Origin of the sequence: Halalkalicoccus paucihalophilus (assembly GCF_001593955.1) — an archaeon.
Lineage (GTDB): Archaea > Halobacteriota > Halobacteria > Halobacteriales > Halalkalicoccaceae > Halalkalicoccus > Halalkalicoccus paucihalophilus.
The window spans coordinates 363,444-387,439 of sequence record NZ_LTAZ01000004.1 but is presented as its reverse complement, the minus strand read 5'-3'; the positions used below and the strand labels follow the sequence as shown (position 1 = coordinate 387,439).

General features: G+C 62.2%; 27 protein-coding genes and 1 pseudogene. 10 read left to right on the top strand and 18 right to left on the bottom strand.

Annotation, left to right across the window (positions count from 1 at the left end; translation table 11 throughout):
• Positions 1 to 6: 6 nt before the first annotated feature.
• From HAPAU_RS23260 to HAPAU_RS07150, 9 genes and pseudogenes are all read right to left on the bottom strand, one after another.
• Positions 7 to 153: pseudogene (locus HAPAU_RS23260) on the bottom strand (DUF7344 domain-containing protein); the annotation flags it as partial.
• 18 nt (positions 154 to 171) lie between these two features.
• Complete coding sequence (locus HAPAU_RS22210) at positions 172 to 381, bottom strand: hypothetical protein (RefSeq protein ID WP_245634045.1); 210 nt, start codon at positions 379 to 381, stop codon at positions 172 to 174.
• Positions 382 to 633: 252 nt separating this feature from the next.
• Positions 634 to 1,758: an MBL fold metallo-hydrolase gene (locus HAPAU_RS07175; protein ID WP_066381089.1), complete on the bottom strand. Its 1,125-nt coding sequence runs from the start codon at positions 1,756 to 1,758 to the stop codon at positions 634 to 636.
• Positions 1,759 to 2,391: 633 nt separating this feature from the next.
• Positions 2,392 to 2,796 carry a helix-turn-helix domain-containing protein gene (locus HAPAU_RS07170; RefSeq protein ID WP_066381087.1) on the bottom strand — a complete coding sequence of 135 codons (405 nt, stop codon included), beginning with the start codon at positions 2,794 to 2,796 and terminating at the stop codon, positions 2,392 to 2,394.
• Positions 2,797 to 2,862: 66 nt separating this feature from the next.
• Positions 2,863 to 3,831, bottom strand: a complete 969-nt coding sequence (locus HAPAU_RS07165) for a sulfite exporter TauE/SafE family protein (protein ID WP_211263552.1) — start codon at positions 3,829 to 3,831, stop codon at positions 2,863 to 2,865.
• Between the two features lie 29 nt (positions 3,832 to 3,860).
• A complete protein-coding gene (locus HAPAU_RS21610) occupies positions 3,861 to 4,010 on the bottom strand; it encodes a DUF7512 family protein (protein WP_169802631.1) in 150 nt (49 codons plus the stop codon).
• A 92-nt stretch (positions 4,011 to 4,102) separates the two neighbouring features.
• Positions 4,103 to 4,573 (bottom strand): DUF6691 family protein, encoded by a 471-nt coding sequence (locus HAPAU_RS07160; RefSeq protein WP_066381086.1) that lies wholly within the window; start codon positions 4,571 to 4,573, stop codon positions 4,103 to 4,105.
• Positions 4,570 to 5,064: a YeeE/YedE family protein gene (locus tag HAPAU_RS07155; RefSeq protein ID WP_066381084.1), complete on the bottom strand. Its 495-nt coding sequence runs from the start codon at positions 5,062 to 5,064 to the stop codon at positions 4,570 to 4,572. Before HAPAU_RS07155 ends, HAPAU_RS07160 begins: the two co-directional genes overlap by 4 nt.
• Position 5,065: 1 nt before the next feature.
• On the bottom strand, positions 5,066 to 6,247 hold the full coding sequence (locus HAPAU_RS07150) for an MBL fold metallo-hydrolase (protein ID WP_066381082.1): 1,182 nt from the start codon (positions 6,245 to 6,247) through the stop codon (positions 5,066 to 5,068).
• Positions 6,248 to 6,451: 204 nt separating this feature from the next.
• Between HAPAU_RS07150 and HAPAU_RS07145 the strand changes: the two genes are divergently transcribed.
• The 4 genes from HAPAU_RS07145 (at position 6,452) to HAPAU_RS07130 (ending at position 10,083) form a co-directional block, all read left to right on the top strand.
• Positions 6,452 to 6,694, top strand: coding sequence for a sulfurtransferase TusA family protein (locus HAPAU_RS07145; RefSeq protein ID WP_066381944.1), 243 nt, complete (start codon positions 6,452 to 6,454; stop codon positions 6,692 to 6,694).
• A 3-nt stretch (positions 6,695 to 6,697) separates the two neighbouring features.
• Positions 6,698 to 7,300: a DsrE/DsrF/DrsH-like family protein gene (locus HAPAU_RS07140; RefSeq protein WP_066381081.1), complete on the top strand. Its 603-nt coding sequence runs from the start codon at positions 6,698 to 6,700 to the stop codon at positions 7,298 to 7,300.
• A 474-nt stretch (positions 7,301 to 7,774) separates the two neighbouring features.
• Positions 7,775 to 8,698: a sulfite exporter TauE/SafE family protein gene (locus tag HAPAU_RS07135; protein WP_066381079.1), complete on the top strand. Its 924-nt coding sequence runs from the start codon at positions 7,775 to 7,777 to the stop codon at positions 8,696 to 8,698.
• A gap of 416 nt (positions 8,699 to 9,114) precedes the next feature.
• Entirely contained in the window at positions 9,115 to 10,083 is a 969-nt protein-coding gene (locus HAPAU_RS07130; RefSeq protein ID WP_066381077.1) for an asparaginase, read from the top strand.
• On the opposite strand, the gene HAPAU_RS07125 is transcribed toward HAPAU_RS07130, so the two are convergent.
• The 3 genes from HAPAU_RS07125 to HAPAU_RS07115 form a co-directional block, all read right to left on the bottom strand.
• Positions 10,080 to 10,979, bottom strand: a complete 900-nt coding sequence (locus HAPAU_RS07125) for a polysaccharide deacetylase family protein (protein WP_066381075.1) — start codon at positions 10,977 to 10,979, stop codon at positions 10,080 to 10,082. The two genes, HAPAU_RS07130 and HAPAU_RS07125, sit on opposite strands and share 4 nt — an antisense overlap.
• 465 nt (positions 10,980 to 11,444) lie before the next feature.
• Positions 11,445 to 12,464, bottom strand: a complete 1,020-nt coding sequence (locus tag HAPAU_RS07120; protein ID WP_066381072.1) for a carboxypeptidase-like regulatory domain-containing protein — start codon at positions 12,462 to 12,464, stop codon at positions 11,445 to 11,447.
• Positions 12,465 to 12,737: 273 nt separating this feature from the next.
• Complete coding sequence (locus tag HAPAU_RS07115; protein ID WP_066381943.1) at positions 12,738 to 13,973, bottom strand: NAD(P)/FAD-dependent oxidoreductase; 1,236 nt, start codon at positions 13,971 to 13,973, stop codon at positions 12,738 to 12,740.
• Positions 13,974 to 14,065: 92 nt separating this feature from the next.
• On the opposite strand from HAPAU_RS07115, the gene HAPAU_RS07110 reads away from it, so the two are divergent.
• Entirely contained in the window at positions 14,066 to 14,656 is a 591-nt protein-coding gene (locus HAPAU_RS07110; RefSeq protein WP_066381070.1) for a DUF6149 family protein, read from the top strand.
• A 45-nt stretch (positions 14,657 to 14,701) separates the two neighbouring features.
• Entirely contained in the window at positions 14,702 to 15,577 is an 876-nt protein-coding gene (locus tag HAPAU_RS07105; protein ID WP_066381068.1) for a homoserine kinase, read from the top strand.
• Between the two features lie 6 nt (positions 15,578 to 15,583).
• Here the strand turns inward: HAPAU_RS07105 and HAPAU_RS07100 are convergent, their stop codons facing one another.
• On the bottom strand, positions 15,584 to 16,558 hold the full coding sequence (locus HAPAU_RS07100; RefSeq protein WP_066381066.1) for a Gfo/Idh/MocA family protein: 975 nt from the start codon (positions 16,556 to 16,558) through the stop codon (positions 15,584 to 15,586).
• 172 nt (positions 16,559 to 16,730) lie between these two features.
• On the opposite strand from HAPAU_RS07100, the gene HAPAU_RS07095 reads away from it, so the two are divergent.
• Entirely contained in the window at positions 16,731 to 17,933 is a 1,203-nt protein-coding gene (locus HAPAU_RS07095; protein ID WP_066381064.1) for a putative manganese transporter, read from the top strand.
• 32 nt (positions 17,934 to 17,965) lie between these two features.
• On the opposite strand, the gene pdxS is transcribed toward HAPAU_RS07095, so the two are convergent.
• From pdxS to HAPAU_RS07080, 3 genes are read right to left on the bottom strand one after another with little or no spacing between them, the layout of a single operon-like run.
• Positions 17,966 to 18,874, bottom strand: a complete 909-nt coding sequence (pdxS, locus tag HAPAU_RS07090; protein ID WP_066381062.1) for a pyridoxal 5'-phosphate synthase lyase subunit PdxS — start codon at positions 18,872 to 18,874, stop codon at positions 17,966 to 17,968.
• A 60-nt stretch (positions 18,875 to 18,934) separates the two neighbouring features.
• On the bottom strand, positions 18,935 to 19,117 hold the full coding sequence (locus HAPAU_RS07085; RefSeq protein ID WP_066381060.1) for a hypothetical protein: 183 nt from the start codon (positions 19,115 to 19,117) through the stop codon (positions 18,935 to 18,937).
• Positions 19,118 to 19,164: 47 nt separating this feature from the next.
• Entirely contained in the window at positions 19,165 to 20,235 is a 1,071-nt protein-coding gene (locus tag HAPAU_RS07080) for a pyridoxal-phosphate-dependent aminotransferase family protein (protein ID WP_066381059.1), read from the bottom strand.
• Between the two features lie 87 nt (positions 20,236 to 20,322).
• Here HAPAU_RS07080 and HAPAU_RS07075 point away from each other — a divergent pair, with 87 nt between their 5' ends.
• Complete coding sequence (locus HAPAU_RS07075; RefSeq protein ID WP_066381057.1) at positions 20,323 to 20,988, top strand: DUF1405 domain-containing protein; 666 nt, start codon at positions 20,323 to 20,325, stop codon at positions 20,986 to 20,988.
• Between the two features lie 2 nt (positions 20,989 to 20,990).
• Here HAPAU_RS07075 and HAPAU_RS07070 read toward each other — a convergent pair whose 3' ends face one another.
• Entirely contained in the window at positions 20,991 to 21,881 is an 891-nt protein-coding gene (locus HAPAU_RS07070; protein ID WP_066381055.1) for an HFX_2341 family transcriptional regulator, read from the bottom strand.
• 80 nt (positions 21,882 to 21,961) lie between these two features.
• Here HAPAU_RS07070 and HAPAU_RS07065 point away from each other — a divergent pair, with 80 nt between their 5' ends.
• Positions 21,962 to 22,207: a hypothetical protein gene (locus HAPAU_RS07065; RefSeq protein ID WP_066381053.1), complete on the top strand. Its 246-nt coding sequence runs from the start codon at positions 21,962 to 21,964 to the stop codon at positions 22,205 to 22,207.
• Positions 22,208 to 22,239: 32 nt separating this feature from the next.
• Here HAPAU_RS07065 and HAPAU_RS07060 read toward each other — a convergent pair whose 3' ends face one another.
• Positions 22,240 to 22,587, bottom strand: a complete 348-nt coding sequence (locus tag HAPAU_RS07060) for a tRNA-binding protein (protein ID WP_066381051.1) — start codon at positions 22,585 to 22,587, stop codon at positions 22,240 to 22,242.
• 114 nt (positions 22,588 to 22,701) lie between these two features.
• Between HAPAU_RS07060 and dnaG the strand changes: the two genes are divergently transcribed.
• The gene (gene dnaG / locus HAPAU_RS07055) at positions 22,702 to 23,991 is read left to right on the top strand and encodes a DNA primase DnaG (RefSeq protein WP_066381050.1); all 1,290 of its coding nucleotides are present in this window, start codon (positions 22,702 to 22,704) and stop codon (positions 23,989 to 23,991) included.
• Positions 23,992 to 23,996: the final 5 nt, after the last annotated feature.

Here is a 23,996-nt window from a genome sequence, read left to right as displayed (position 1 = left end):
CGCCGATCAGTCGCGTGCTAGTTCGTCCCGTCTCAGGCGGTCGACCCACGTTTCGAGGACGTGATGGGGCCAGTAGCGAACGAGCCCGTCGCGGGTATCGAAATCGACGACTCCGACGTCGGCGAGAACGGGGAGGTGCCAGTGGTACAGATCGGCAGCCGTCTCTCGGTATCATTCGCGGGTGAGCGCTGTGTGTGCGTGCGCTGCTTCGAGTGTCGCGACGTCCTCGATGAGCGTCTCGAAATCGCTGAGATCGTCGGTCGCATCGACGAGGACGTAGAGAGCGAACCGTCGACGTCGGTTCGCTGCGAGCTCTAAGACCGTATCGAGCGAAAGGGCCGCCCCGACTGCAGGGCTCTCTTCCGGGCTAGACTGGGTCATGGGGGACGAACGGTACCATTACTTCTCCGAAGAATATCTGTATGATATAACTCTGTTGTCTCGCTCCGAAGGGATGCAGCCGGTATCGAAGGTCGTGGACGCTCGAAGCCCGTTCCGTCATACGGCTCGCTCTCGGAGCCCCGCTCCGCTGGCGCCGTGTCGCTCCTATCGATCGCCCTGCATGGGACGGTTGCGAATTGCCTGCAGAGAGGTCACGGAGTAGGCCAAGTGGAGGCTAGTAACCCGAGTGGTTTAGTTGGCAGCACAGTTGTTCGGGCCGAGTTCGAGCGCCTTGACGTCATCGCCGGGTTGTTCCTTGCCCCAGTTGATCTGCTTGATCTCGTTGTAGTTCGCGGGTTCGTCCGCGAGGCTTTCGACGATGGTCTCGACGAACGCCTCCTCGTCGTCGTCCTCGACGTAACTCAGGAGCTCGTTCGTCGTTTCTTCGTGAAGTTTCCCGAGTTCGGTAGCGAGCGGACGGGTCTCTTCGTCGCTGAAGTGACCGGGGAGGACGACAGTCTCGTCCTCCAAGTCCGTCAGGGTATCGAGACTGTCGAACAGCCGGCCGGCAGCTTCACGGACTGCCTCTTCGGAACTGTCCTCGAGATCGGGGCGACCAACGCTGCGCAGAAACAGCGTGTCCCCGGAGAGAAGCCCATCGTCGAACCGGAACGAGACGCTACCGGGCGTGTGACCAGGGGTATGGATCACGTCGAGTTCGCGGTTTCCGATAGGAATCGTCCCTCCGTCTTCGAGTTCCGTGGCGCCGTCGAGTTCGCCAGCATCGTCCCCGTGGAGGTAGTACGGCACGTCGAGTTCACCGGCGAGCCGGCGAGCACCCGACACGTGATCGGCGTGGGCGTGCGTATCCGCCACGCCGACGATCTCGAGACCGCGGTCGTCGGCGATAGTGAGGTACTCGTCGATGTACTGGCTCGGGTCGACGACGACGGCCTCGTTACCGCCGTAAACGAGATGCGAGACACATCCCGTCCCGGGTCGGACGATCTGGACGATGCCATCGGCGTTCTCGAGGTCGTACTGGCGGTGGACGCGACCCCAGCCGTTCATTCCGTCGTCGATCGACTTCGCGTCGAAGCCACGTTCACGGAGGAACTGGGCGGCGCGCGACGATGTGACTCCAGCGACACAGACGACGACGATCTCCTCGCTTTCCGGCAACTCGTCTAGATGGGACTCCAGCGTGGAGTAGTCGTTCTCCAGCAGCTCGTCGTAGACGGGAATGTTCGTACTCCCGGGGATCTGCCACTCCTCGTAATCGTCTTCGTTGCGGACATCGAGGACGAAGAGATCCTCGGTCCCCTCTTCCTCGATGCGGCGGGCGACTTCCGAAGGGGCGATATCAGTATTGCTCATTACATCCAATACTATACAACGAAGGGTATTAAACCCATTGATCAGAATAACCGCGATCTTCCACGTTCGATTAACTCCACGCCGTTTGACGGCCAGAACCCGATATTCGATGGACGGACGGCTCGAAGCTTCGAGTGGGCAGGATCCGGTTTCTCGAAGTGATGCTGCTAGGCCGTTCGACGTTCGATCAGGACTGCGAACTACGGGCCGTCATTCGTTCCCGATCGAACGGCTCCAGTGGCCGGAAGACGCACCATTGCACTACCTGTGCCGCTTTGCCGAGGGACTCTCTTGGAAGGTCGCTCCCTGTGAACTACTTCGACCTGTTCCCCCGCGCCGAAGGCGCTCGTGAAGGAAGAAGGCTCATCCGCCTGCAACTCAGCTAAACGGTACCGTCACCGATCTCAAGGGCGGAATCGGTTTCCGGACCGACGATCTTGCACACCCGCAAGCTGGATGTCGCCATTAGCGACTGAGCGGCCGGAGTGACTCCGGGAAGCCGGCCCGCCGCTGGACGACTGATTCACGGACGAAAAGGCGGCGCCCTCGTGCCAGAACCGCGGCTTCGGGTCCGAAAGGAGGATGGAGGCTCCGAGACGTTCGTTCTCGCCTGTGTACGATACGAGAGACGGTTCAGCTTTCGACGGGGGATGGCGGGTTTAGTTCCTCCGCGTATTTTTCGCTGAATTCGCCGATGAGTTGGCCCATCTTCGCGTACCAGTCGTTGAGCATCCGCTGCATCTCCTGGGCGATCTCCTCGGCGTCCCGCGGCCGATAGACGTGATAATAGCCGCCCTGCTCGTAGTTGATCTGCTCTTTCTGGATGAACCCGACCTGCAGCAAGCGCTGAACGGATCGATAGGCCGTCGATCGCTCGCGATCGATTCGGTCCGCGATCTCGTCGACCGTGAGCGGGTCCTCGGTCTCGTTCAACATCCGAAAGACGTTCTTGTCGATTTCCTTGAGATCGTGGAAACACTCCAGTAGCCCCTCACACTGCATGTCCTGGCGGAGCATTTCACTCATCGAGTTAGCCATTGGTTACCAATATTATGTAATGGAGACTCAAAACTGTTTGCATAGTATGTACAATACTGCCGCTATCTATGACGAGACCAACTGACACCACGATTCGGCCCCATCGTAACGGAGCGCACAGATCGCAGCAAGTACGATCGCTGCGCTGACGAGGACCGTCGCACCGAAGATGAGCACGATACTCACCGTATTGAGCGCCTCGATACCGAGTTGACCGCTCAACTCGTTCGCTCCAACGGACAGGCTCCCCGCGAGTAACATGGCGGCGAAGTAGCCCTTGATGTCGTCCTCAGCGACCAGTTTCGTCGCGCCCGCCCCGATACGCGCGCCCATCGCACTCCCAGCGAGGAGCGACCCGACCACCGGGAGGGCGATCGAACCGGCCTGTGCGTAGACGAACGCACCGTACGCCCCGGAGACGGTGATTTGGAGGATATCGGTTCCAACCGCGACAGCAGCAGGAATGCCGAGGCCGTACATCATCGCCGGCATCAGCAGGAAACCGCCTCCGACGCCGAGGAACCCGGAGAGAACGCCGATCGCTCCACCGACGGCGAGGACGATCCAGACGGAGACGGTAACGCTACCGGACAGTGAAACCATCGGCGGAAGTCGGATCGATTGCACTCGCTCGGCGAGATCGGTACCGTCAGATCCGCCGGTCTCGGTACGTGCATCCCGTAGCGTGAACAGGCCAACCACGGCAAGTAGACCGACGTAGGCGATGCTGACTACGAGATCAGCCGAGCCGAGCTCCTCCAGGAGGAAGACGACTCGTTTGCCGAGTTCGATACCGATGGTCATTCCGAGGGTCATCAGTGCGGCGAGTCGATAATCGACCTGGCCGTGATCGCGATGTTTGAGTGCGCCGATAACGCTGGTTCCGAAGACGAACGCGAGCCCGCTTCCGACCGCAACCTTCGCCGGATAGCCCAACACTAGCAGTGCTGGCGTGATGAGGAACGAGCCACCCATACCGAAGAAGCCGAAGAGGATCCCGATGAGGAACCCGAACCCAACGAAGAGGGCGATCATCGCGAGACTCAATCCGAACACGTCCACGACTACTCACCTCCGAGCAATTCGAGAGCGGCTGGACTCACGAGACGAGTTACCGCGCCATAACCGAGGTACAGCGTAATTGCCTCCGCGAGGACGAATCCGACGGTCGTCACTGCCTGGACGGAGCTCCCTAGCACGTCGAGACCGATCATCTCACACCACCGTTAGTATCGACTAGTCGATCCATATCTGCACAATACTGCTGGCGAGAGGGTGATGACGAGTGTTGTTGGAGCATGATTGATCAGTCCGAGGGTGTTTCCGTGGCAGTCTCTGCAGTGGTTGATCGAAGCGTTCGCCAGTAACCCTGCGCATACGCGCCGATGAACATCCCGGCGATGGCCCACAGGATCGGGTAGTTACCGATTCCGACGCTCGCATAGGCTGCCCCGGGACAAATCCCCGAGAGGCCCCAGCCGACGCCGAAGATCGACCCGCCGATCACGACATTGCGATCGAACGATTTCAGCCGTCGTTTGTATGTGTCGCCGGTCAGTGGTGCGCGGTCGAGGTACCGTGTCGCAACGGCGAAGGTAATTCCGGTCACGATGGCAGCCCCGCCCATGACGAACAGCAGGCCGAAGTCCTCGAATTGGAGGAAATCCAGTACGACCTCAGGTTTAGCCATGCCGCTGATGGCGAGCCCGACCCCGAAGATCAATCCTCCGAGGTAGATCACCAGGAGGAACAACGAGTTTCGTCCGGTCCCGCTCATGGTGCCACCCCCAGGGCCTGAACCAGTTGTGCGGTCCCGATCGCGAACACGAGGAACGTCGCGACGTTCACCAGCGACGTATTCGAGAGCGAACCGACACCACAGACGCCATGACCGGACGTACACCCTTTTCCGAGGCGAGTACCGACGCCGACGAGGACACCGCCGACGAGCAGCCGCCACCACTGAACGTCAGTCGTCCAGACGCCGCTGCCAGAGACAAGCATATAGACGGTCGCGCCGCTGACGATACCCGCCGTAAAGACGAACCGCCAGCCCCGTGAGTTGACGTACTTGAAGCGGTTGAACCGCTCGACCGAGGAGACGTACGACAGGGTCGATTCGAGGAACGTGCTCGCGCCGGCGATGATCCCCGTCGAGAGGTAGATGACGGACGCTCCGAGGCCGACGAGGAGCCCACCGACGAGGTACGGAAGGACCCCTCGCGGGAAGGGGTCTCCGAGCGCGAGCAGCGAGACGAACGCGTTCATCTCAGTTCGTCAGCGCCTCCTCGCTGGCCGCACAGTTGTTCGGCCCGAGTTCGAGCGCGAATGCCTCCTCGTCATCGGGCGACTTTCGGCCGAGGTTCGTAGCGATGATCTCCTCGTAGTTGGCGGGCTGGGGGGGCATCCCTGATACGATGAACTCGACGAACGCCTCCTCGTCCATCGAGAGCGCATCCATCCGGTCGATCAGATCGCCGAGTTCGGCCGTGTAGGTACCATCATCACGAGGCGTCGCCGCGTCGCTGAAGTGTGCGGGCGCAACGACCGTCTCGTCGGGCAGTAAAAGGACCTTCTCGGTGAGGCTCGTGTACAGCGTCCGTGCAGCGTCCTTCGCTTTCTTCGGGTCCTCGAGGTCCGGACGGGCGACGCTCTCGGTAAAGAGCCCGTCACCGGTGAACAGCACGTCCCCGACCCGATAGGCGGTCATGCCGGTCGTGTGGCCGGGCGTGTGAATCACGTCGATCTCTACGTCGCCGACCGCGAGCGAGGCCCCGTCCACGACGGTCTCGTAGGGGACCCCGTAGTCGATACCGCGTGCCGCCGCCGGCTCGGGAACCACCACGGTTGCGTCCGTTCGTTCGGCAAGCGTCCGAACCCCGGAGATGTGGTCTGCATGGACGTGTGTATCGAGCGCGTATACGAGGTCGGCACCGAGAGTCCGCACGTCCTGGACGTACTCGTCGGTGAACGCACGTAACGGGTCGATGATCGCAGCTTCACCGTCTGAGACGACGAGGTACGCGAGACAACCGCTCGAGGGACGGCGGTACTGTGCGATCGTCGCGTGGCTGTCGACATCCAGCTCGGCGTACTCGTAGATCCCCGCCCAACCGTTCATCCCGCGTTCGAGATGGTCGACGTCATAGCCCTCTCGTTCGATATGCTCGGCAACCATCTCGCTGGAACCGCCTTTCGCACAGAGGACCGTGATCGTTCGATCCTCTGGAAGCTCTGCGAGAAGCTCTTTTGGAATTCCATCCAGAAGCTGGAAGTAAGGATAGTTCACGATCTCGACGTTTTCACCCTCGATACGCCATTCCTCGAAGTCACCACTCGAGCGGACGTCGAGGAGGAACACGTCCTCGTCGTCGTCAATACGCTCTTTCAGCGTCTCAGGCGTAGTCGACTCGACTTCTCCTGTTGTGGTAGTAGGGTTTCCGTCGGTCATTGTCACTTCCCTCTATAATCGACTCAGTAATAAGACTTCGCATAGTAATTCCATAGACAAGCAATACTATATCGCTATATAGCCGAATAATAGCGTCAAAGTCCTATTCACGACAGATGGGAGTGAACAGTTATGTACTCTTTTAGGATTTCCGCCGATGCACTTTTACTGGTGGGCGTAATATTGGGGAGTGAGGCCAATACCATGACTGAATACGACACAACCGAGACGCTCGACGTGAAGGGGCAGAACTGCCCGATGCCGGTCGTCAAGACCAAGCAGAGCATCGACCAGCTCACCGAGGACGACGTTCTCGAGGTCCTCGCGACTGACGCTGGGAGTATGAGCGACATCGCTGGCTGGGCAGACACCACTGACGGCGTTGAACTCGTCGATCAGAAAGAGGACGGCGACGTCTACAAACACTACGTACGGAAGACGGAGTAATCGATGAGTTCCGAGACCAACCAAGCAGCCGAGACGACGCCTACTTCGACCGATGGGAACGAGTCTCACAGCCGCGCAGAACTCGAAGCGCGTATCGAGCAGCTAGAGGATCGCCTCGCTGACATGGAGGCTGAGTCGGACGATGAGACGCCGAAAATGTCCATCATCGCCACGAAGGGGACCCTCGACATGGCCTACCCGCCGCTCATCCTCGCGAGCACCGCCGCCGCCTTCGGATGGGACGTAACGGTCTTTCACACGTTCTGGGGACTCGACATCCTCCACGAGGACCGCTCGAAGAACCTGAAGCTGAGTTCGGTTGGTAATCCGAACATGCCAGTGCCGAACGCGATCGGAGCACTGCCCGGAATGGATCGTGTGACGACGAAGATGATGGAAAAACGGATCAAAGACAACAACACCGCCACCATCGAGGAACTCCTCGAGACGTCGCTGGATATGGGCGTCGAGTTTCAGGCCTGCCAGATGACCATCGATCTGATGGACTACGACGAGGACGACTTCTACGACGGCGTCACGACCGGTGTCGGCGCCGCGACGGCACTCCAGGACATGGCTGACGCGGATATCCAATTGCTCATCTAGGATCGGTAGGCGAGCGTTCCCAAGAACTGTTCGATCAGCGCTAAACCGGTCAGAAGACTACTGGTGTCTTCGTCCGATGAGTCGACGCAGGTTGCTCGTGGAGAGTCGGTTGCACACGGTAGTTTAATTGCTGTATGCTAGTAGATGGACCCGAAGAGTGCATCCGGAGGAGCTCTGTCGTGCTGACCAACGCCCACTAGGAGCGTGTCGCCAGTCTCGAACTCTCGAAGTACCGCAGCACAGACCGTCGCAATAGCGGTATTATTCGCCGATTTCTGGAACAGCAGCCAGGCAGTCGTTTCGGAGTATATCGCGCCATACCGGGCTTTTACTGGTTTTTACCGGATTTGAGACCGGCCCGTCTATGCACAGTTCTCACCGGCTACCGGGGGACCATATGTTAGACGCCCGTTTCGACGTCCGTTGAGGCAGCGGTCGGTTGTCGTTACTGACCCGCTCTTCGATTCAGAAACGATGGGTACGAGTAAATCTCACGTCGACATCGAACAGTTCGTTACGAACCTTCTGGATTTCCACTACCGGGAGGTGATGATGACGAGTGCGACGCTCGCCGTCATCACAGCGGCAATCGTGTTCTTTCCCGGTGTGGAGAACATCACGCAGGGGATTCAATCGGACGTTTCAGTAGGACTCCTCGTCCTGTTCGTCGGCGTCGCGATCCTCGCCGGGACGGTCATGGGAATGCTCGGGTTCGGATTCTCGCTGATCGTGACACCCGTCTTCTCGAGCGTCATTGATCCGACGCTTACGGTTGTCGTTCTCGCCGTCCCGCCGTTGATGGTAAACGTGTTTCAGATGGGTGAAACGGGGACCGGTACCGAGTTCGTCCGCGAGGAGTGGCCATTGCTGGGTTTGGCGATCATCGGCACTATCATCGGTGTGGCCTTTCTCTCGTGGTTTAGTACCGGCCCGATCGTCCCATTTCTCATCGGCCTTATCGTCCTCGGCTATGTGTTATTTCAGGTGATTCGGAACTTCGTCGTCATCGAGGAAGCCCATCATCCAGTCGCACTCGGTGGTATCGGACTCATCGAGGGGTTCCTACTTGCTGCCGCAAACCTCGGTCCGGTTCTCCCGGCGTATTTCCATACCTTCGAACGCGACGCAGAGCGATACATCGGCGGATTGTCGATGACGCTCGGGACGATTTTCGCCACTCGTCTCGTGGTGATGACGTTCTTTACCGACCTGATGACACCGTATCGTCTCTGGCTCGGGTCGACTATCGCCGTCATTACGATCATCGGCTTGTTGCTTGGCACCTACTTACGGCGCCTCGAGATCGACGAGCAGAAATTTACCTGGTTCGTCATCGCGCTTCTGTTCGTCATCTCGCTTAACATCTTCCGGAACACGGTTCCGGCACTGTTCTTTTGACTCGTATGGGCGGCTGGAGGTCCGTCTCTCGAGGTAGGAGTGTGTGATTCGCCGTAACGTCCAACAAGGCCTGGGCACTCAAGTAGTCCGCAACGACTGCTTGACCTCCTTCAGTCAGCGTATAGATCGTCGCTGGAACCCCTGTCTCGTTGCGTTCCGACTGGCGCACTGATATCCCACGCGTCAAGAATCGAAAGCTGAGAGTCACTGTCTTTAGTTCGGGCGTGCAACCGGCTCACTATCGGGCTCGACGCTCCGATCATCGACCATATACATCGACTTGATAGCGCGTTCGAACTGGTCAACACCACGTTTCACTGCCACGGGGACGAGCACTGTCGTGAAAACCCTATCACTTGAGCTGAAAACACAGCAGTGAGCAGGGATTTTTTGGTGCGATCGACAGGATAGACAGTATGAACATTACACTCCTCGGGACAGGTGGGACTATCGCTAGCACCGACACTGACAGCGGTGCCACGCCGAACAAATCAGGCGCTGATCTCGTCGACGCAGTGCCCGAACTCGAAGACTACGCGTCGATTGCCGTCCAAGAGATCCTTCAAGTCCCGAGTTTCGAACTCGATGGGGAGGCTCTCGAAACGATCGGGGAAGAGGTAGCGAGAGCAGATCGTAATCAGGACGTCGATGCTGTTATTATCACCCATGGAACGGACACGATCGAGGAGACCGCCTACTATCTCGATGTCGCACTCCACCCCTCAACGCCAGTGTTCCTCACGGGCGCACAGCGGCGCCCGGATGAGACGAGCCCGGACGGGCCAGCGAATCTGCTCACGACAGTCCGGGCGGCGCGGGCCTTCCACAACCGTACTGCCAGTGGCGTTTTTCTTGCGTTCAACGAGGAAATACACGCTGCTCGACGGGTCACGAAAACACACACTTCCAAACTAGAGACGTTCAGTTCCCCGTCAGCGGGGCCGGTCGCTACTCTTGATCACGCTGGTGTTCGACTGCACCGCTCACCGACCAGCGAGAGTGACCACGTCCCGGCGACCGAATTGGACGCCGTCGTGCCAATGGTCAAGAGTGGGATCGGGGTGGCAGGCGATCGCATCAGAACCGCACCTGAGAGGGATGTTGATGGTCTCGTCGTCGAGGGAACCGGTCTCGGAAACGTGACGGCAGATATCGGCGCTGCTATCGAGCAGGTCGCGGCTGATCTCCCTATCGTTGTCACATCACGGTGTCTCGCCGGCCGAACGGCATCCGTCTACGGAAGCGTCGGTGGCGGTGACCGGCTCAACGACTATGGGGTCGTCTTCGCTGCCGACCTTCCCGCACACAAGGCCCGCATCAAACTCCAGTTAGCGCTATCCGCCTTCGATCGCGTTGAAAAAGTCAACGCAGTATTCGCCGATTAAACGTACTGTCCCTCTGGTTCGTAGACCGACGGGTCGTCCTTGTACTTGCGAGCCACTTCTTCAAGAGTCTTGAACTCGGCGTTTTCGTGCCCTTTGACGTACGTGATGAAGTCCTCTAAATGAGGAATCATGTGAGGCAACCCATGCAGATCCGGGTGGATCGTGAAGGTGTAGACGCCAGCTCCTCGCCGATTGTAGAGATAGTCGAACTGCTTCTTGTAGTACTGTTCGTACATCATTTCGGGATCCTTGTAGCCGGCGTGGTAGTTCGGCTGCTTGATGAACAACATCGCAGGGATGTCGTCACGATACCAGCTGATCGGGATCTCGACGATATCCGTCTCCTCTCCGTACTGGTAGGGTTCTGTCCACGTCTCGGGATCCTCCTCATACCTGATCTTCTCCCAGCTGTCGCCTTTGCGCATCCAGCCGGGTTCGAACTCACGTTCCATCAGGCTGCTATCGTACAGGAAGTCGTGTTTTTCGACGAGTTCCGGGGTGTTCTCGCTAAATTCCCACCAACTCGCCCGGTGGCCGACCGGTTCCTGTCCGGTTACGTCCTCGATGAGGTCCTTCGAGAGCTGGATGATTTCGTCTTCCTGCTCCCTGGAGAGGTCGGTCGGATTCTCGTGAGAATAGCCATGAACACCGATCTCATGGCCGGCGTCCGCGACAGCCTGCACCTCCTCGCGGAACGTTTCGATCGTATGTCCGGGGATGTACCACGACGTATCGATGCCCTCGTCCTCGAACAGTTGTACCATTCGAGGGATACCCTCAGTTCCGGCTGAAAGGCCCCGTGACAGATCTGCTGGCGAGTCTTCGCCACCATAGGAGCCTAACCAGCCAGCGACACAGTCTGCGTCGACACCGATAGTTACGTCAATATCACTCATGATTCACAAGGATGGTACTTTCCCGGAGGAAATAGTTGTATGTCTACCAGTACTTTTGTCTGATTCCACTGCTGGTCGACGAGTAGTTTGGGTTCGTTGCGTAACCCGTTGTCGAGGTCGAGTGCATAAGAGACTGGCACTCACCAGATCCTACTTGACGTCGAAGAGCAGGTCAAACGCTGGGCAATTGAGTGGTCGATCCACGAATTCGAGGGGGACCACGGTCTAAACGTCGCCAGTCCGTGTTTCCTGGACTTCCCTCAAAAGCGAACAGCGAGGGATCCGTCACCGAGAGGTAAGAACAGACAAGCGCATGAGTTCCACCGGACAACCGACTGAGGCTACGGATACCTCCGACAGCGACACAATGAGTTGAGAGCGAACACCAGTTGAACCGGTTATACGCTAATTAGAATCTCGGAACGGAGAGAGGTGGTCGAAAATCCCCTCAATTGAACGAACTGCCTAGCTTGCTTTTGCACAGTTATCGTCCTCGTCGTCACTGTCATCGCTGTCGCCATCGTCGGTCGAGCCCTCGTCATTATCATCACCGGCATCACTATCGCCATCATCGGTAGAGTCATTGCCATCTTCGTCCGATGTCTCGACTTCGAAGACGGTCTCTTGGACGCCGTTTTCTGCGTCACTCATGATCCCGAGCGTCTGTTCCTGGTCGCGCACTTCGACATCGAAGAAGGTAACGTCAGTCGGTTCGAACGAGCGGAGTTCGATCACGACCTCTCCATCGGCGTTCGTCTCGTGTGTTTCCGTACCGTCCTCCTCAACGGTGCCGGGCGGCCAGACCGTTACGGGCTCGCCCTTGACAGGGTCGCCGTTCTGATCGACCACGCGGATAATCCCGGTTGCCCGACCGTTGGTCGTGTCGAGTGTTACACTTACGTCGGTATCCCCATCATCGACAGTGACCGACGTGGACGCTGGGCCAATGACATCATCGTGGTTGACGATGACGTCGTACTCGCCGCTCTCGATGTCGAACGAAACCGTGCCATCGCTATCGGTGTCACCGCTCGCGATTTCGTCGCCGCCGTCGGACACAACGACGCTCACGTTCGCGTCCCCAACGGGATCGTCGTTCTCGTCGCGGACGGTCACGGTGATCGTATTCTCGTCGTCGGCCTGCGAATCTTCTGTCTCCATTTCGGCCGTGATGTCCGTATCCCCATCGACCTCAAAAGACGTATCCTCTGAAGCCTCCTCGTAACCGGGGATATCGTAGACGTTGTACGAGTATTCGCCCTCCTGGCTCACTTCCCACGTCGCCTGGCCGTCTTCATCGAGTTCTCGTTCGCCGATGATGTCGCCATCCGCACTGCCGATGACCGTTGCTTTTCCTTGAAGTGGATTGCCATCCTGATCGACAGCGGTGAGCGTGATTACGTAGTTCGAGTTTTCGTTGTTCTGGGCGAAACTAGCCGTTGAGAGACCAGCGACGCCGGTCGCAGCGACAAGACCAGTTTTCAAAATGGTACGTCGGCGATGCGTCCCGTCCGATTCGCTATTAGTTCGAACCATCGAAGTTCGTAATGATTCCCACAAACGAGGCAAATAAATCCTATTAAACTATTTGTTGTTTGTTTAGATTCATTGACCACCGATCGACAATATTGTACATAGATAGGTCACCTGACTACACAGTCTCTATGGATTACTCGAAAAAATCAACCAAACTACGTCCTTGTGGCTCAGTAAGGACCCCTTCGAATAGAAAACCGAATCCGCAGCGACTAGTACGCCTTACTGCGAGACCGCGAGCTGATCGAGGTCGATCTCCTCTTCGAGCAGGACGTCGGTCTGCCCCTCGACGCTCGTCTCCTCGCGCATGAGCTTCTTCAGGCGGGTCTGGGGGGCCAGATCCCCGATCAGCACGCCGCCGACGACCTTGCCGTCCTTGATGGCGATGCGGCGCCACTCCGTATCGGAGTACTTGCGCTCGACGTACTCGTCGCCGATGGTGGGGTGGCCAAACGAGAGGAAGGGAAAGTCGAAGTGGGTGATGGAGTACGACGATACCCAGCGAAACGCCTCGCTTTCGGCGTCGGCGGCCATGTTAACGCCCGCGACCTTGCCCTGTTCTTTCGCCGAGCCCCACGAACCGTTCTGGGCGTACTCGCCGAGGATCGTGTCGTAAAACCGGGTGAGGTCGCCCGCGGCGTAGATGTCGTCGACGTTGGTCTGCATGTACTCGTCGACGACGACGCCCTCGTCCTGTTCGATCCCCGACCCGCGGAGGTACTCCGTGTTGAAGTTCAGCCCGATGGCGATCCCGACGAAGTCGGTCTCGAAGCGCTCGCCGTTGGGGTCGATCGCCGCGGTGACACGCCCCGAGTCGTCGGTCTCGAAGTAATCGACGCCACTGTCGAAGACCGGCTCGACACCCTTCTCCCGCAGGCCGTCGTGGATGATCTCCGCGCCGTCGAGCGAGAGGGCATACCGCCACCAGCGGTTGCCACGCATCAGATACTTGCCCGCGACATCCTGTGCCCCGCAGATCGCTGCCAGATCGATGCCAAGCAGGCCCGCGCCGACGGCGACGCCCTTCTCGGCATTGCTCGCGTCCTCCTCGATTTTTCGAGCGTCTTGGAACGTCCAGAAGTGGTGGATCCCCTCCGCGTCGCTGTTCTCGACGGGCAGTTGGGTCGGAGTGCCGCCGGTCGCGATCAGCAGTTTGTCGTACCCGAGGTCGTCGCCCTCGTGGGTGTGGACGACGTGGGCTTCGGGGTCGATGTGCGTGACGTGGGTGTTGAGCGAGAGGGTGATGTCGCGGTCCTCGTACCAGCTCTCGTCGTGGATCGAGATCGGGGCTTCGGGGAGTTTGCCCTTGGCGAACTCCTTGATGAGGATACGGTTATAGAGCGGTTCGCCCTCGTCGGTTACGACCGTGATCTCCGCGTCGGGGTCTTTTTCCCGGAGGGTCTCGGCGGCGGAACTGCCCGAGATCCCATCGCCGATGATCACGTACGACTGGGTCATGTCGAGGGGATTCGACACGAGGGGTAAAGTCGGTTGCTATTCGGACGGCCGTCAGCGGGACGTTCAAGGTATTCGCGTCCCAACCCCCGTCCATGAAGATCCGACAGAACCCGCGCCACTGGGCCGCGAAAAAGGCGCTGTCGACCCCCGGCGTCAGCACCGTTGCCACGTACGGACTGGTCAAGATGCACACGCGGATCTTCCTCGGAAAGGCCGAGGAGAGCCGTCGGGAGGAGCGCCGCGAGCACCTCGACGCCTTCTTCGACGCGACGATGGACACCTACCTGCGCGCGCTCGAGGAGGACTTCGACGAGGCGAGCGCGCGCGAGATCACCCACATCCAGGCTAACTTCGACTTCTACAACCACGGCTGGACCGAGATGATGGAGATCCCGGTCGAGGAACTGGAAAAACACTACGAACGGTACGCCAACTTCTTCGAGCGTTACGACATCACTATCGACGATCCTCTCGGCGCATTTCGGCCCGAGGGGGGAATCCCCGAGGCACCCGCGACCCTCGAAAAGCTCGACGATCCCGAGCATCCTCACGCCGAGAGCGGGTTCGCCGACGACCTCTACGTTGAGGACGAACGCGGCGAGGTCGGTGTCGGCGGGGGCGAGGAACCCGAGGACGTGGACGTAGGGAGCGCGCCGGGCGTGCGCGAGGAAGGCGACGCGTAGGCGCGGAGACGCTACCTTTTTGCCCGCCCTCCGGGAACGAGGGGCATGGTCACCGTGCGGGCCCCCGCGACGAGCGCGAACCTCGGCAGCGGCTTCGACGTCTTCGGTGCGGCCCTCTCGCAGCCCGCCGACGTCGTCCGGGTCGAACCCGCCGCGGAAACGACGATCGAGATGTCCGGCGCGGGCAGCGAATTCATCCCCGAGAACCCCGAGAAGAACGTCGCGGGAGCGGTCGCGAAGGCACTGGACTCGCCCGCACGGATCGAGATCGACAAGGGGGTCCGACCCTCATCGGGGCTCGGTTCGTCTGCGGCCAGCGCCGCCGCCGTCGCCGTCGGGATCAACGCGGCGTACGATCTGGGACACAGCCGGGAGGAACTGGTGCCCTACGCCGCCGAGGGCGAGGCGCTGGTCTCGGGCGAGGCCCACTCCGACAACGTCGCGCCCGCGATCATGGGCGGGTTTACGATCGCCACCCCCGAGGGGGTCACGCAGGTCGACGCCTCGATCCCGCTGGTGGTCTGTCTGCCCGAGATCGTGATCTCGACCCGTGACGCCCGGCGGGTCGTCCCGCGCTCGGCGCCGGTCTCGGAGGTCGTCGAGTGCGTCGGCCGGGCGGCGACGCTCGTCGCCGGGATGTTCCGGGACGACCCCACGCTGGTCGGTCGGGGAATGGAGAACGGGATCGTTACGCCCGCGCGCGCCGAACTCATCGACGGCTACGCCGACGTGCGCGAGACCGCCCTCGAAGCGGGCGCGACCGGCGTCACGGTCAGCGGCGCGGGCCCGGCGATCGTTGCGGCCTGCGACGGGAACCGACGAAAGCGGATCGCGAGCGCGATGCTCGATCGCTTCGCCGAGGAGGGGATCGAGGCCCGCGCCTACCAGACGCAGGTCGGACACGGTGCGGAACTGTTCTGAGAGCGGTCAGTCGAGGGTAACGACTTCGCCCCGCTCGGCGCTCTCGGCGAGCGCGTCGATGGCCTCCATGTTTGCGACCGCCTCCGCGCCGTCGGTCTGCGGGGACTCGCCCGACTCGACCGCCGAGGCGAAACTCTCGACCTCGAGGCGGAACTGATCGACCGGGTCGAAGGTCTCGATCCCCTCGCGGCCGTCGACTCGATACGTGAGTTCGGTGAGTTCGTCGGTCGGCGCGTCGAAGGCGTCCTCGACCTCGATCCAGCCGTTTTCCCCTTCGACGCGGTAGCGCTGGACGAGCTGTGAGTCGAACCCCGAGGCGATCCGGGCCGAAGCGCCGCCCTCGAACTCCAATACTCCTGCGAGATCGGTGTCCACGCCGGCTCCCCGCGAGTCGTGGACGCTCGCGAAGGCTCTCTCGGGGTCTCCGAGGAAGAGCCGCGCCACGGAGACCGCATAACAGCCCACGTCCATTAGGCTCCCGCCGGCCAACTCCGGCGAGAGACGCACGTCCTCGGGATCCGAAAGCGGGAACTTGAACGTCGCCGACACCGAGTGAACGCCCTTGAGTTCCCCACGGGCGAGTTCGACCGCGCGCTCGGTGCGGGGGTGATACCGGTACATAAAGCCCTCCATCAGCGTCACGCCCCGCTCGCGGCAGTGCTCGACGACCCCGCGGGCCGCCTCGGCGTCCGCGGCGAGGGGCTTCTCACAGAGTACGTCGAGGTCGGCGTCCGCGGCCTTGCGGGTCCACTCGCCGTGCAGCCCGTTGGGAAGCGGGACGTAGACCGCGTCGATCCCTTCGTCACCTAACAGCGCCTCGTAGCTCCCGTAGTGGCGCGGAATCGCGTACTCCTCGGCGACGTTTCGCGCTCGCTCGCCGTCGCGCGAGGCGATCGCCCCGACCGTATGCTCGCTTGCCTCCACCGCCGGGAGGAACGCCTTCCGTGCGATACCCGCCGTACTCAGGACTCCGAACTCCATGCCGGACGGTTGTGCGGTCGGTATAAAAACCCCGAGACGATTCCCCGAGTCCCGTCGACCGGCCGTCCCGAAACACGAGTCGCGACGTAACGTATAAATTCCCCCATGCTAAATAGAGAATTAGAGATGTCTAATCCGTCTGGCGGAGCCTCGAACGAGGGGCGTGAGTCGTATGTCTGAACCGATCGAGATCCTCGTCGGGTCGGTTCGCGACGGGTTCGTTCAGGTGAGCGCGTTCGTCGCGATCACGGTGGTGGTGTTCAGCTACGTGCAGTACCGGACCGGCGGTCGCCTCGTCGAGCGCCTCGAACGCAACGAGCGCGCCCAGCCGCTGATCGGCTCACTGTTGGGACTGACGCCGGGCTGTGGCGGCGCAATTGTGATGATGCCGCTGTACGTCCGCGGGCGCGTCAGTTTCGGGACCGTCGTCGCGACACTGATCGCCACCGCCGGCGACTCGGCGTTCGTCCTCCTCGCGCTCGCGCCCGAGGCCGCGCTCTATGCGTATGGGATCTCCTTTGTCGCAGCGATCGTCTCGGGGTACGCGATCGACCGGTTCGGCCTCGGTGTCGGGCGAATCGACCGCGCGGTCGCGCGACTCCGCACGACCGCCACCGACGGCGGGACGATGGCCCGCGCGAACCCCGCGGCTAACCCGGGCCACGAGTACGACGGCGTCGCGTGTAGCCACGACCACGGGAAAAGTCGGGAGACGGGAGTCATGACGTGGCTCAGCCACGGGGCCCACGTCGCGTGGTGGGCCACCGCGCTCGTGGCGTTGGTCGCCGGCACCGTCTACCTCCTGCGGGGCGCACCCGACGTGGCGATGACCGTCGCGCCCACCTTTGCGGGGGTCTTTACCGTCGCCGGGATCGTCGGGTCGGTCCTCTCGATATACCTCTACGCGATCGGTCGGCGGTACATCGGCGAGGGCGGGGTCGGTCACGTCCGCGAATCCTTCGAAAGCGCCTACGACACCTTCCAGCACGCGGCGATGGAGACGAGTTTCGTCACGGTCTGGGTGATCGCGGGCTACCTGCTCTACGAGTACGTCGTCCTGTTCGGGAACGTCGATATCGCGGCCGCCGCGGCCGCGGCAGGGCTGCTCGCGCCGGTCGGCGGGGCGCTCGTCGGGCTGATTCCGGGCTGTGGTCCCCAGATCGTCCTCGCGGGCGTCTACGCCGAGGGCGCGATCCCCTTCTCGGCGCTCACGGCGAACGCCATCAGCCAGGACGGCGACGCGCTGTTCCCGCTGATCGCGATGGACAAGACCGCGGCGATCGTCGCCTCGATCTACACGACGGTCCCCGCGCTGGCCGTCGGAATCGCCCTCCACGCCGTTTTCGGGCCGCTGTTCGGGTTCGGGGTGCTCTGAGTTCGAGCCGATCGAAAACGGCGTCAGCTCGTTTAGACGCCCCGGCCCTGCATCTTTTCGTCCTCGGGGAGGTCGACGTTCGCGTCGCCCTTCATGCTCTTGCCGACGTTCGAGGCGATCTCGGCGAGTTTGTCAGGACTGTCCCAGTTGGTCGTCGCGGCGACGATGGCGTCGGCCATCGCCTCGGGGTTCTCGGCGCCGAAGATGCCGCTGCCGACGAAGATACCGTCACAGCCGTGGTGCATCATCAGTGCGGCGTCGGCGGGCGTCGCGATCCCGCCCGCCGCGAAGTTCACCACGGGGAGGCGGCCGGCGTCGGCGGTCTCGTGGACCAGATGGGCCGGCGCCTCGATCTCGCGGGCGAACGCCTCGCGCTCCTCGTAGGTCATTCCCTCCAACTTGCGGATCGCCCCCTTGATCCGGCGCTGGTGGTGGACGGCCTGGTTGACGTCGCCGGTCCCGGCCTCGCCCTTCGTGCGGATCATCGCCGCGCCCTCCTCTATCCTCCTGAGAGCTTCGCCCAGATCGCGCGCCCCGCAGACGAACGGCGCGGTGAAGTCGCGCTTGTCGATGTGGTAGGCGTCGTCGGCGGGAGTGAGGACCTCAGACTCGTCGATCATGTCGACACCCACCGCTTCGAGGATCTGGGCCTCCTTGGTGTGGCCGATGCGGGATTTTCCCATCACCGGAATCGAGACGCTCTCGACGATCTCAGAGACGTCGGCGGGATCGGCCATCCGGGCGACCCCACCGCGCTTGCGGATGTCGGCGGGGACGGCCTCCAGCGCCATCACCGCGACCGCGCCGGCCTCCTCTGCGACACGGGCCTGCTCGGCGTTGACGACGTCCATGATGACGCCGCCCTTCTGCATCCGTGCGAACCCGCGCTTGACGAGATCGGTTCCCCGCTTTAGCTCCTCGATGTCGGTCTCCGCGGCCATGTCGGGACGGTGGGACGGACGCGGGTAATACGTGTCGGTGTGCCATGCGTCGCCGCTTCGCTACCGGGTCCCCATGCCCACCCCGACGGCGACCCCGAGTGCGACCCCCATCGGGAGCCACAGCGCGAGGTCGTCCGTCGCGATTCCGATCGCAACCCCGAGCCCGATACCGATCGCCAGCCCGGACCCGAGGTTCGCATCGGACTCCTCGTCCGTCGGTTTCGACTCTCGACCCGTCGACATACGTTCTACTCACCGCGATCCGATATATCAGTTCTGCCGTCCCGAGATCAGTCGAGGACAGTGGCGAGCGCGTCCATCGCCCGATCGACCCGCTCGATGTCGGCGTTGTAGCCCATGTGACCGACCCGGAGGATCGTCTCCGAGTACTCTCCCAGGCCGGTCGCGAGGACGACGCCCTCCTCGGCGACCCGCCGCTGGAGATCGGTCGCGTCCTCGACCGAGAAGGCGGTGACGGTCGACGAAGCCGATGCCGGTGCGAATGGCTCCAGTCCGAGGGCACGCCCGCGCTCCCGACAGCGTTCGGCCGCCCGCTCGTGGCGCTCGAAGACGTCTTCAATGCCCTCCTCCAGCAGGCGATCGAGCGCCGCATCGAGCGCGTACAGGTCCGACACCGAGTGGGTGTAGGGGAAGGCGGCGGGCGGCTCCTCGAAGTCGAGGTCGCGCCACGGTTCGAGGTTCAGATAGAACGAGCACTGCTCGACGCGCTCGATCCGCTCCCACGCCGCCTCGCTCACCGACAGCGTCGCCAGTCCGGGCGGCGCGCTGAAACACTTCTGGGACGCCCCGAGACAGATATCTATGAATTCGGTCGGCACCTCGACGCCGCCCAACGAGGAGACCGCATCACAGATCGTGAGCACGCCCGCCTCGTCGAGAATTTCGAGAACCCCGTCGAGACCGTTCAGGACGCCGGTTGGCGTCTCACAGTGGACCATCGTCGCCACGCCGGGATCGTGTTCCTCGACCGTCTCTCGTACCGCCTCGGGATCGAACCCCTCCGTGGGCGGGACCTCGTGGAGCACGGGCTCGCCGCCGTGGAGTTCGGCGAGGTCCGCAAAGCCCGCCCCGTAGATCCCGTTGGCGAGACAGAGGACGGTATCGCCCCGCTCGATCAGGGAGGCGACGCTCGCCTCCAACCCGACCATCCCCTCGCCCGCCAGCACCACGAGGTCGTCGTCTGTGTCGTAGACGTCGGCGAGCTTTCCAAGCAGGTCGCGGTAGAACTCGGTGAACGCCGGTTCGATGTCGGGGTTCTCTATCGGGCGGGCCATCGCTTCGCGGACCTCCTCGGGGAGTGCGGTCGGCCCGGGGGTCATGACGAGCGTCTCTCGGTCCATGAGCGTTCGTCGGCCGTCGTCGCCTAAATCGGTATGGGTCGCGGGGAACCGGCAGGTCTTTGGTTCACTCAATCACCCTTCGGGATAATGACCGGGCCGACACTCCCCGCGTGGCTCGCGCCGCTTCCCCGCCGGCTGGAGGACCTCGCGCTTCGTTACGCGTGGGCCATCGTCGCGATCAACCTCGTAGGGACCGCCTTCGGCTTCTGGTACTACCGCTTCCAGTTCTCGGGGACGCCCCTCGCCATCTGGCCGTGGGTGCCCGACAGCCCGCTTGCCACCCTCTTCATCGCGGCGAGCCTCGCGCTCTGGAAGCTCGACCGGGGGAACGAACTCGTGGACATGCTCGCCTTCTTCGGCAACGTCAAACTCGGGCTGTGGACGCCGTTCGTCCTCGTCGTCTTCAACGACGCTTTCCTCGCGGGGACCGCACCCCCGATGTATGCCTTCCTGTTGGTCAGCCACCTCGGGATGGTCGCCCAGGCCTTTCTGATCCAGCGCTACAGCGACTTCTCGATCCCGGCGATCGCCGCCGCGCTCGCGTGGTACTCCTTCGACCTCACGGTGGATTACTTCGTCCCGATCTTCGGTGAGCCACACCACACGGTCCTGCCCTTTTCCGACCCGACGGCCGTCCCGATGGCGGGCAACACGACGGCGTTTCGGGTCGCCGCGCTGGGCGCGACGATGCTCACGATCTGGATTACCTTTTTCGCGCTCTCGACGCGCGCTGAGAAGGCGGCGGCCGAGTGAACTCACTCGGCGCTGGTGTGGGCCCGGACCCAGAGTTCGCCGATGCGCGAGAGCCGGGTCCGGTAGGACTTGCCGTGTTCCTCGCGTTCGACGTAGCCCTTTCCGCTCGGGCCGAGACGGTCGACGTTGTAGATGACCTTCGAACGGAAGCTGTCGGTGTACTCCTCGTCGAGTTCGTCGGCGAGGGCCTCGGCGAGTTCGCTGACGCTCTCGAAGACGCCGTCCTCGCCGAGTTTGAACAGGATGAGTTCCTCGAACGGTTTGACGTTCGAAAAGGAGGCGATCGGTAGTTCGACGATATGGCCGCCGTCGATCTCCTTCGCGCCGATGGTGGTGCCCCGCTCGTCGAACTCGCTGAGCAGTCCGCGGACCGATTCGAGGCGCTCGGCGATCCGTTCGGGGTCGACCTCGCCCGAATCGAGGTCCTCCAGTAGGCCGACCTCCCGGCGGAGCTCCTCGGCGAGTTCGGTCTCGAGGTACTTCTCGGGGGCGGTGTAGTAGGTGTGGACCTTCCGGCGGTCGTCCTCGCGTTCGACCATCAGCGAGTTGGCGGCGGTCGCGACCGCGAAACTCACGGTCCGAGGCATCGCGCTGACGTTGACCCAGACCTCGTTGCCGGCGTCGAGTTCTGCGTCGATCAGTCGGTAGGCCTGCTCGAAGGCCGCGTCGTAGTCGTAGACGTCCGCGAGCACGAGGCGTTCGGTATCGGCCCCCAGCAGGTTGCGAAAGTCCGTCTCGAGTTTCCGCGAGAGGTCCCGCGAGTACTCGACGTTGGCCTCGCTCCCGACCGCCCCCTCGATGAGGACCACGCGGTCGACGTCGAGTTGATCGCGCACCAGCGGCGCGATCAGCCGATCGTAGTCGAAGCCGACCGGCACGATGTGCGTCTGCATACACGCCGGTGTGCCCGTGAGGGGCTAAGGGCTGTCGGATAGGACCAGAACTAACACGGGTCGGGCCGACCGTCGGGTACATGACGATCCCACTCAGCGAAGCGCTCGAGGAGGCCCACTACGTCACCTTCAGCGGTGACCGACGGGTGATGGCCGTCTGGTATGGGGCACACACCGTCAGCTTCTTTCTGGCCGACGACCCGGCGGCGATCACCCACGTCGAGAGCGTCCCGATCGGGGAGTACCGCTTTGGCGAGACGAGCCGCGAGGATGCCGAGGGGACCATCGAATCGACCTTCGCGGAGTACCGAGGCGAAATCCCATAGGCACCCGTCGCATCGACCTCGGTCCCGGCGGTTCAGTACACCCGGCTTCCGTTTTCGACCTCGCGTTCGGGCTGGAGGTGGACGACCTCGCCACCTCCCGTGTCCACCCCGGTCACGAGACACTCGCTTTCGAAGCCCGCGATGGTGACGGTTCCGAGGTTCACGACGGCGACGACCTGCCTGCCGACGAGGTCGTCGGGGTCGTACAGGTCGGTCAGCCCCGCCGCCGACCGTCTGGTTTCGGAGCCGAAATCGACCGTCAGCTTGTAGACGTCCTTTCTGGCCTCGGGAAACCGCTCTGCGGAACGGATCTCGCCGATTCGCATCTCGACGTCCTCGAGGAACCGTTCGGGACTGATGTCGGCTTCGTCGATACCCATGTGTGATCGCTTCGTGTCGCCGTCTATAGTAGTTCCGTCGGCGACAGACGGCAATTATTTTCCCCGTCGGGCGCGAACTAGACGGCGTCATGGAGGCGTTCATGACAGTTACCAATGACACTCAACGATACTGCGAAATACCTCATTCACGCGGACATCACGGCCGACGGGGTGGTCGAGCGGAGTGACGTCGTCGGCGCGGTCTTCGGCCAGACCGAGGGACTTCTGGGCGACGACCTCGAGATCCACGACCTCCAGCAGTCCTCGAAGGTCGGGCGGATCGACGTCGAAATCGCGAGCCAGCGCGGCCAGTCCGCCGGGACGATAACCGTCGCGAGCAGCATGGACAAAGTCGAGACCGCCGTGCTCGCGGCGGCGCTCGAAACCATCGACCGGGTCGGCCCCTGCCGGGCGACCATCGAGGTGAGCCGGATAGAGGACACCCGTGCGGCCTCGCGCCGCGAGGTCGTCAGACGGGCGCGAGAGCTGCTCTCGACGGCGTTCGACGAGACGGTGCTCTCGAGCGACGAACTTCTCGATCGGGTCAGAGAGAGCATCCGAATCGAGGACATCACCGAATACGAGGGCTATCCTGCCGGGCCTCGCGTAGCCGACGGCGACGCGATCATCGTCGTCGAGGGGCGCTCGGACGTGCTTCAGCTGTTGAAATACGGGATCAAGAACGCCGTCGCCGTCGAGGGGACGAACGTTCCCGAGGCGGTGGCCGAACTCACCAAGGAGCGCACGACGACGGCCTTCCTCGACGGGGATCGCGGCGGCGAACTCATCATGAAGGAGCTAGAGCAGGTCGGCGAGATCGACTCCGTCGCCTTCGCCCCCGCGGGCCGCTCTGTCGAGGAACTCTCCCGCGAGGAGGTGTTCAACGCGCTGCGCGAGAAGGTCTCCTACGAGGCGCTCTCCGAGACCGGCACGCGGCGGTTCGTCGCCGCGACCGATGGCAGCGCCCGGCCCGCTCCCGACGGCGAGTCGGCGATCGAGACGACCGAGACGACCAAATCGCCCGAGACACCCGCCGAGCCGACGGATCCCGACGCGGATGTGTCGCCGGACGACGGGAATCGAACGGAGGCGAGCGAGGAGCCGGCGAGTCTGCGCGAACACGCCGAGGCGACCATCGGCAAGGGGACCGGAACGGTTCGAGTCCTCGATGGCGAGTTCCACGAGATGGCGAGCGCACCCGCCGAAGATGCGTTCGAGACGATCCGCGAGGCCGAGGAACCGCCATACGCACTCGTTATCGACGGCGAGTTGAGCCAGCGAGTTCTGGATATCGCCGCCCAGCGCGGCGTCTCGCAGGTGATTACACGCGAACGAGGACAGTACACGAAACGGCCCACCAGCGTTCGGATCCGCACCTTCGAGGAACTGGTCGGGCCCGCGTAGACCGG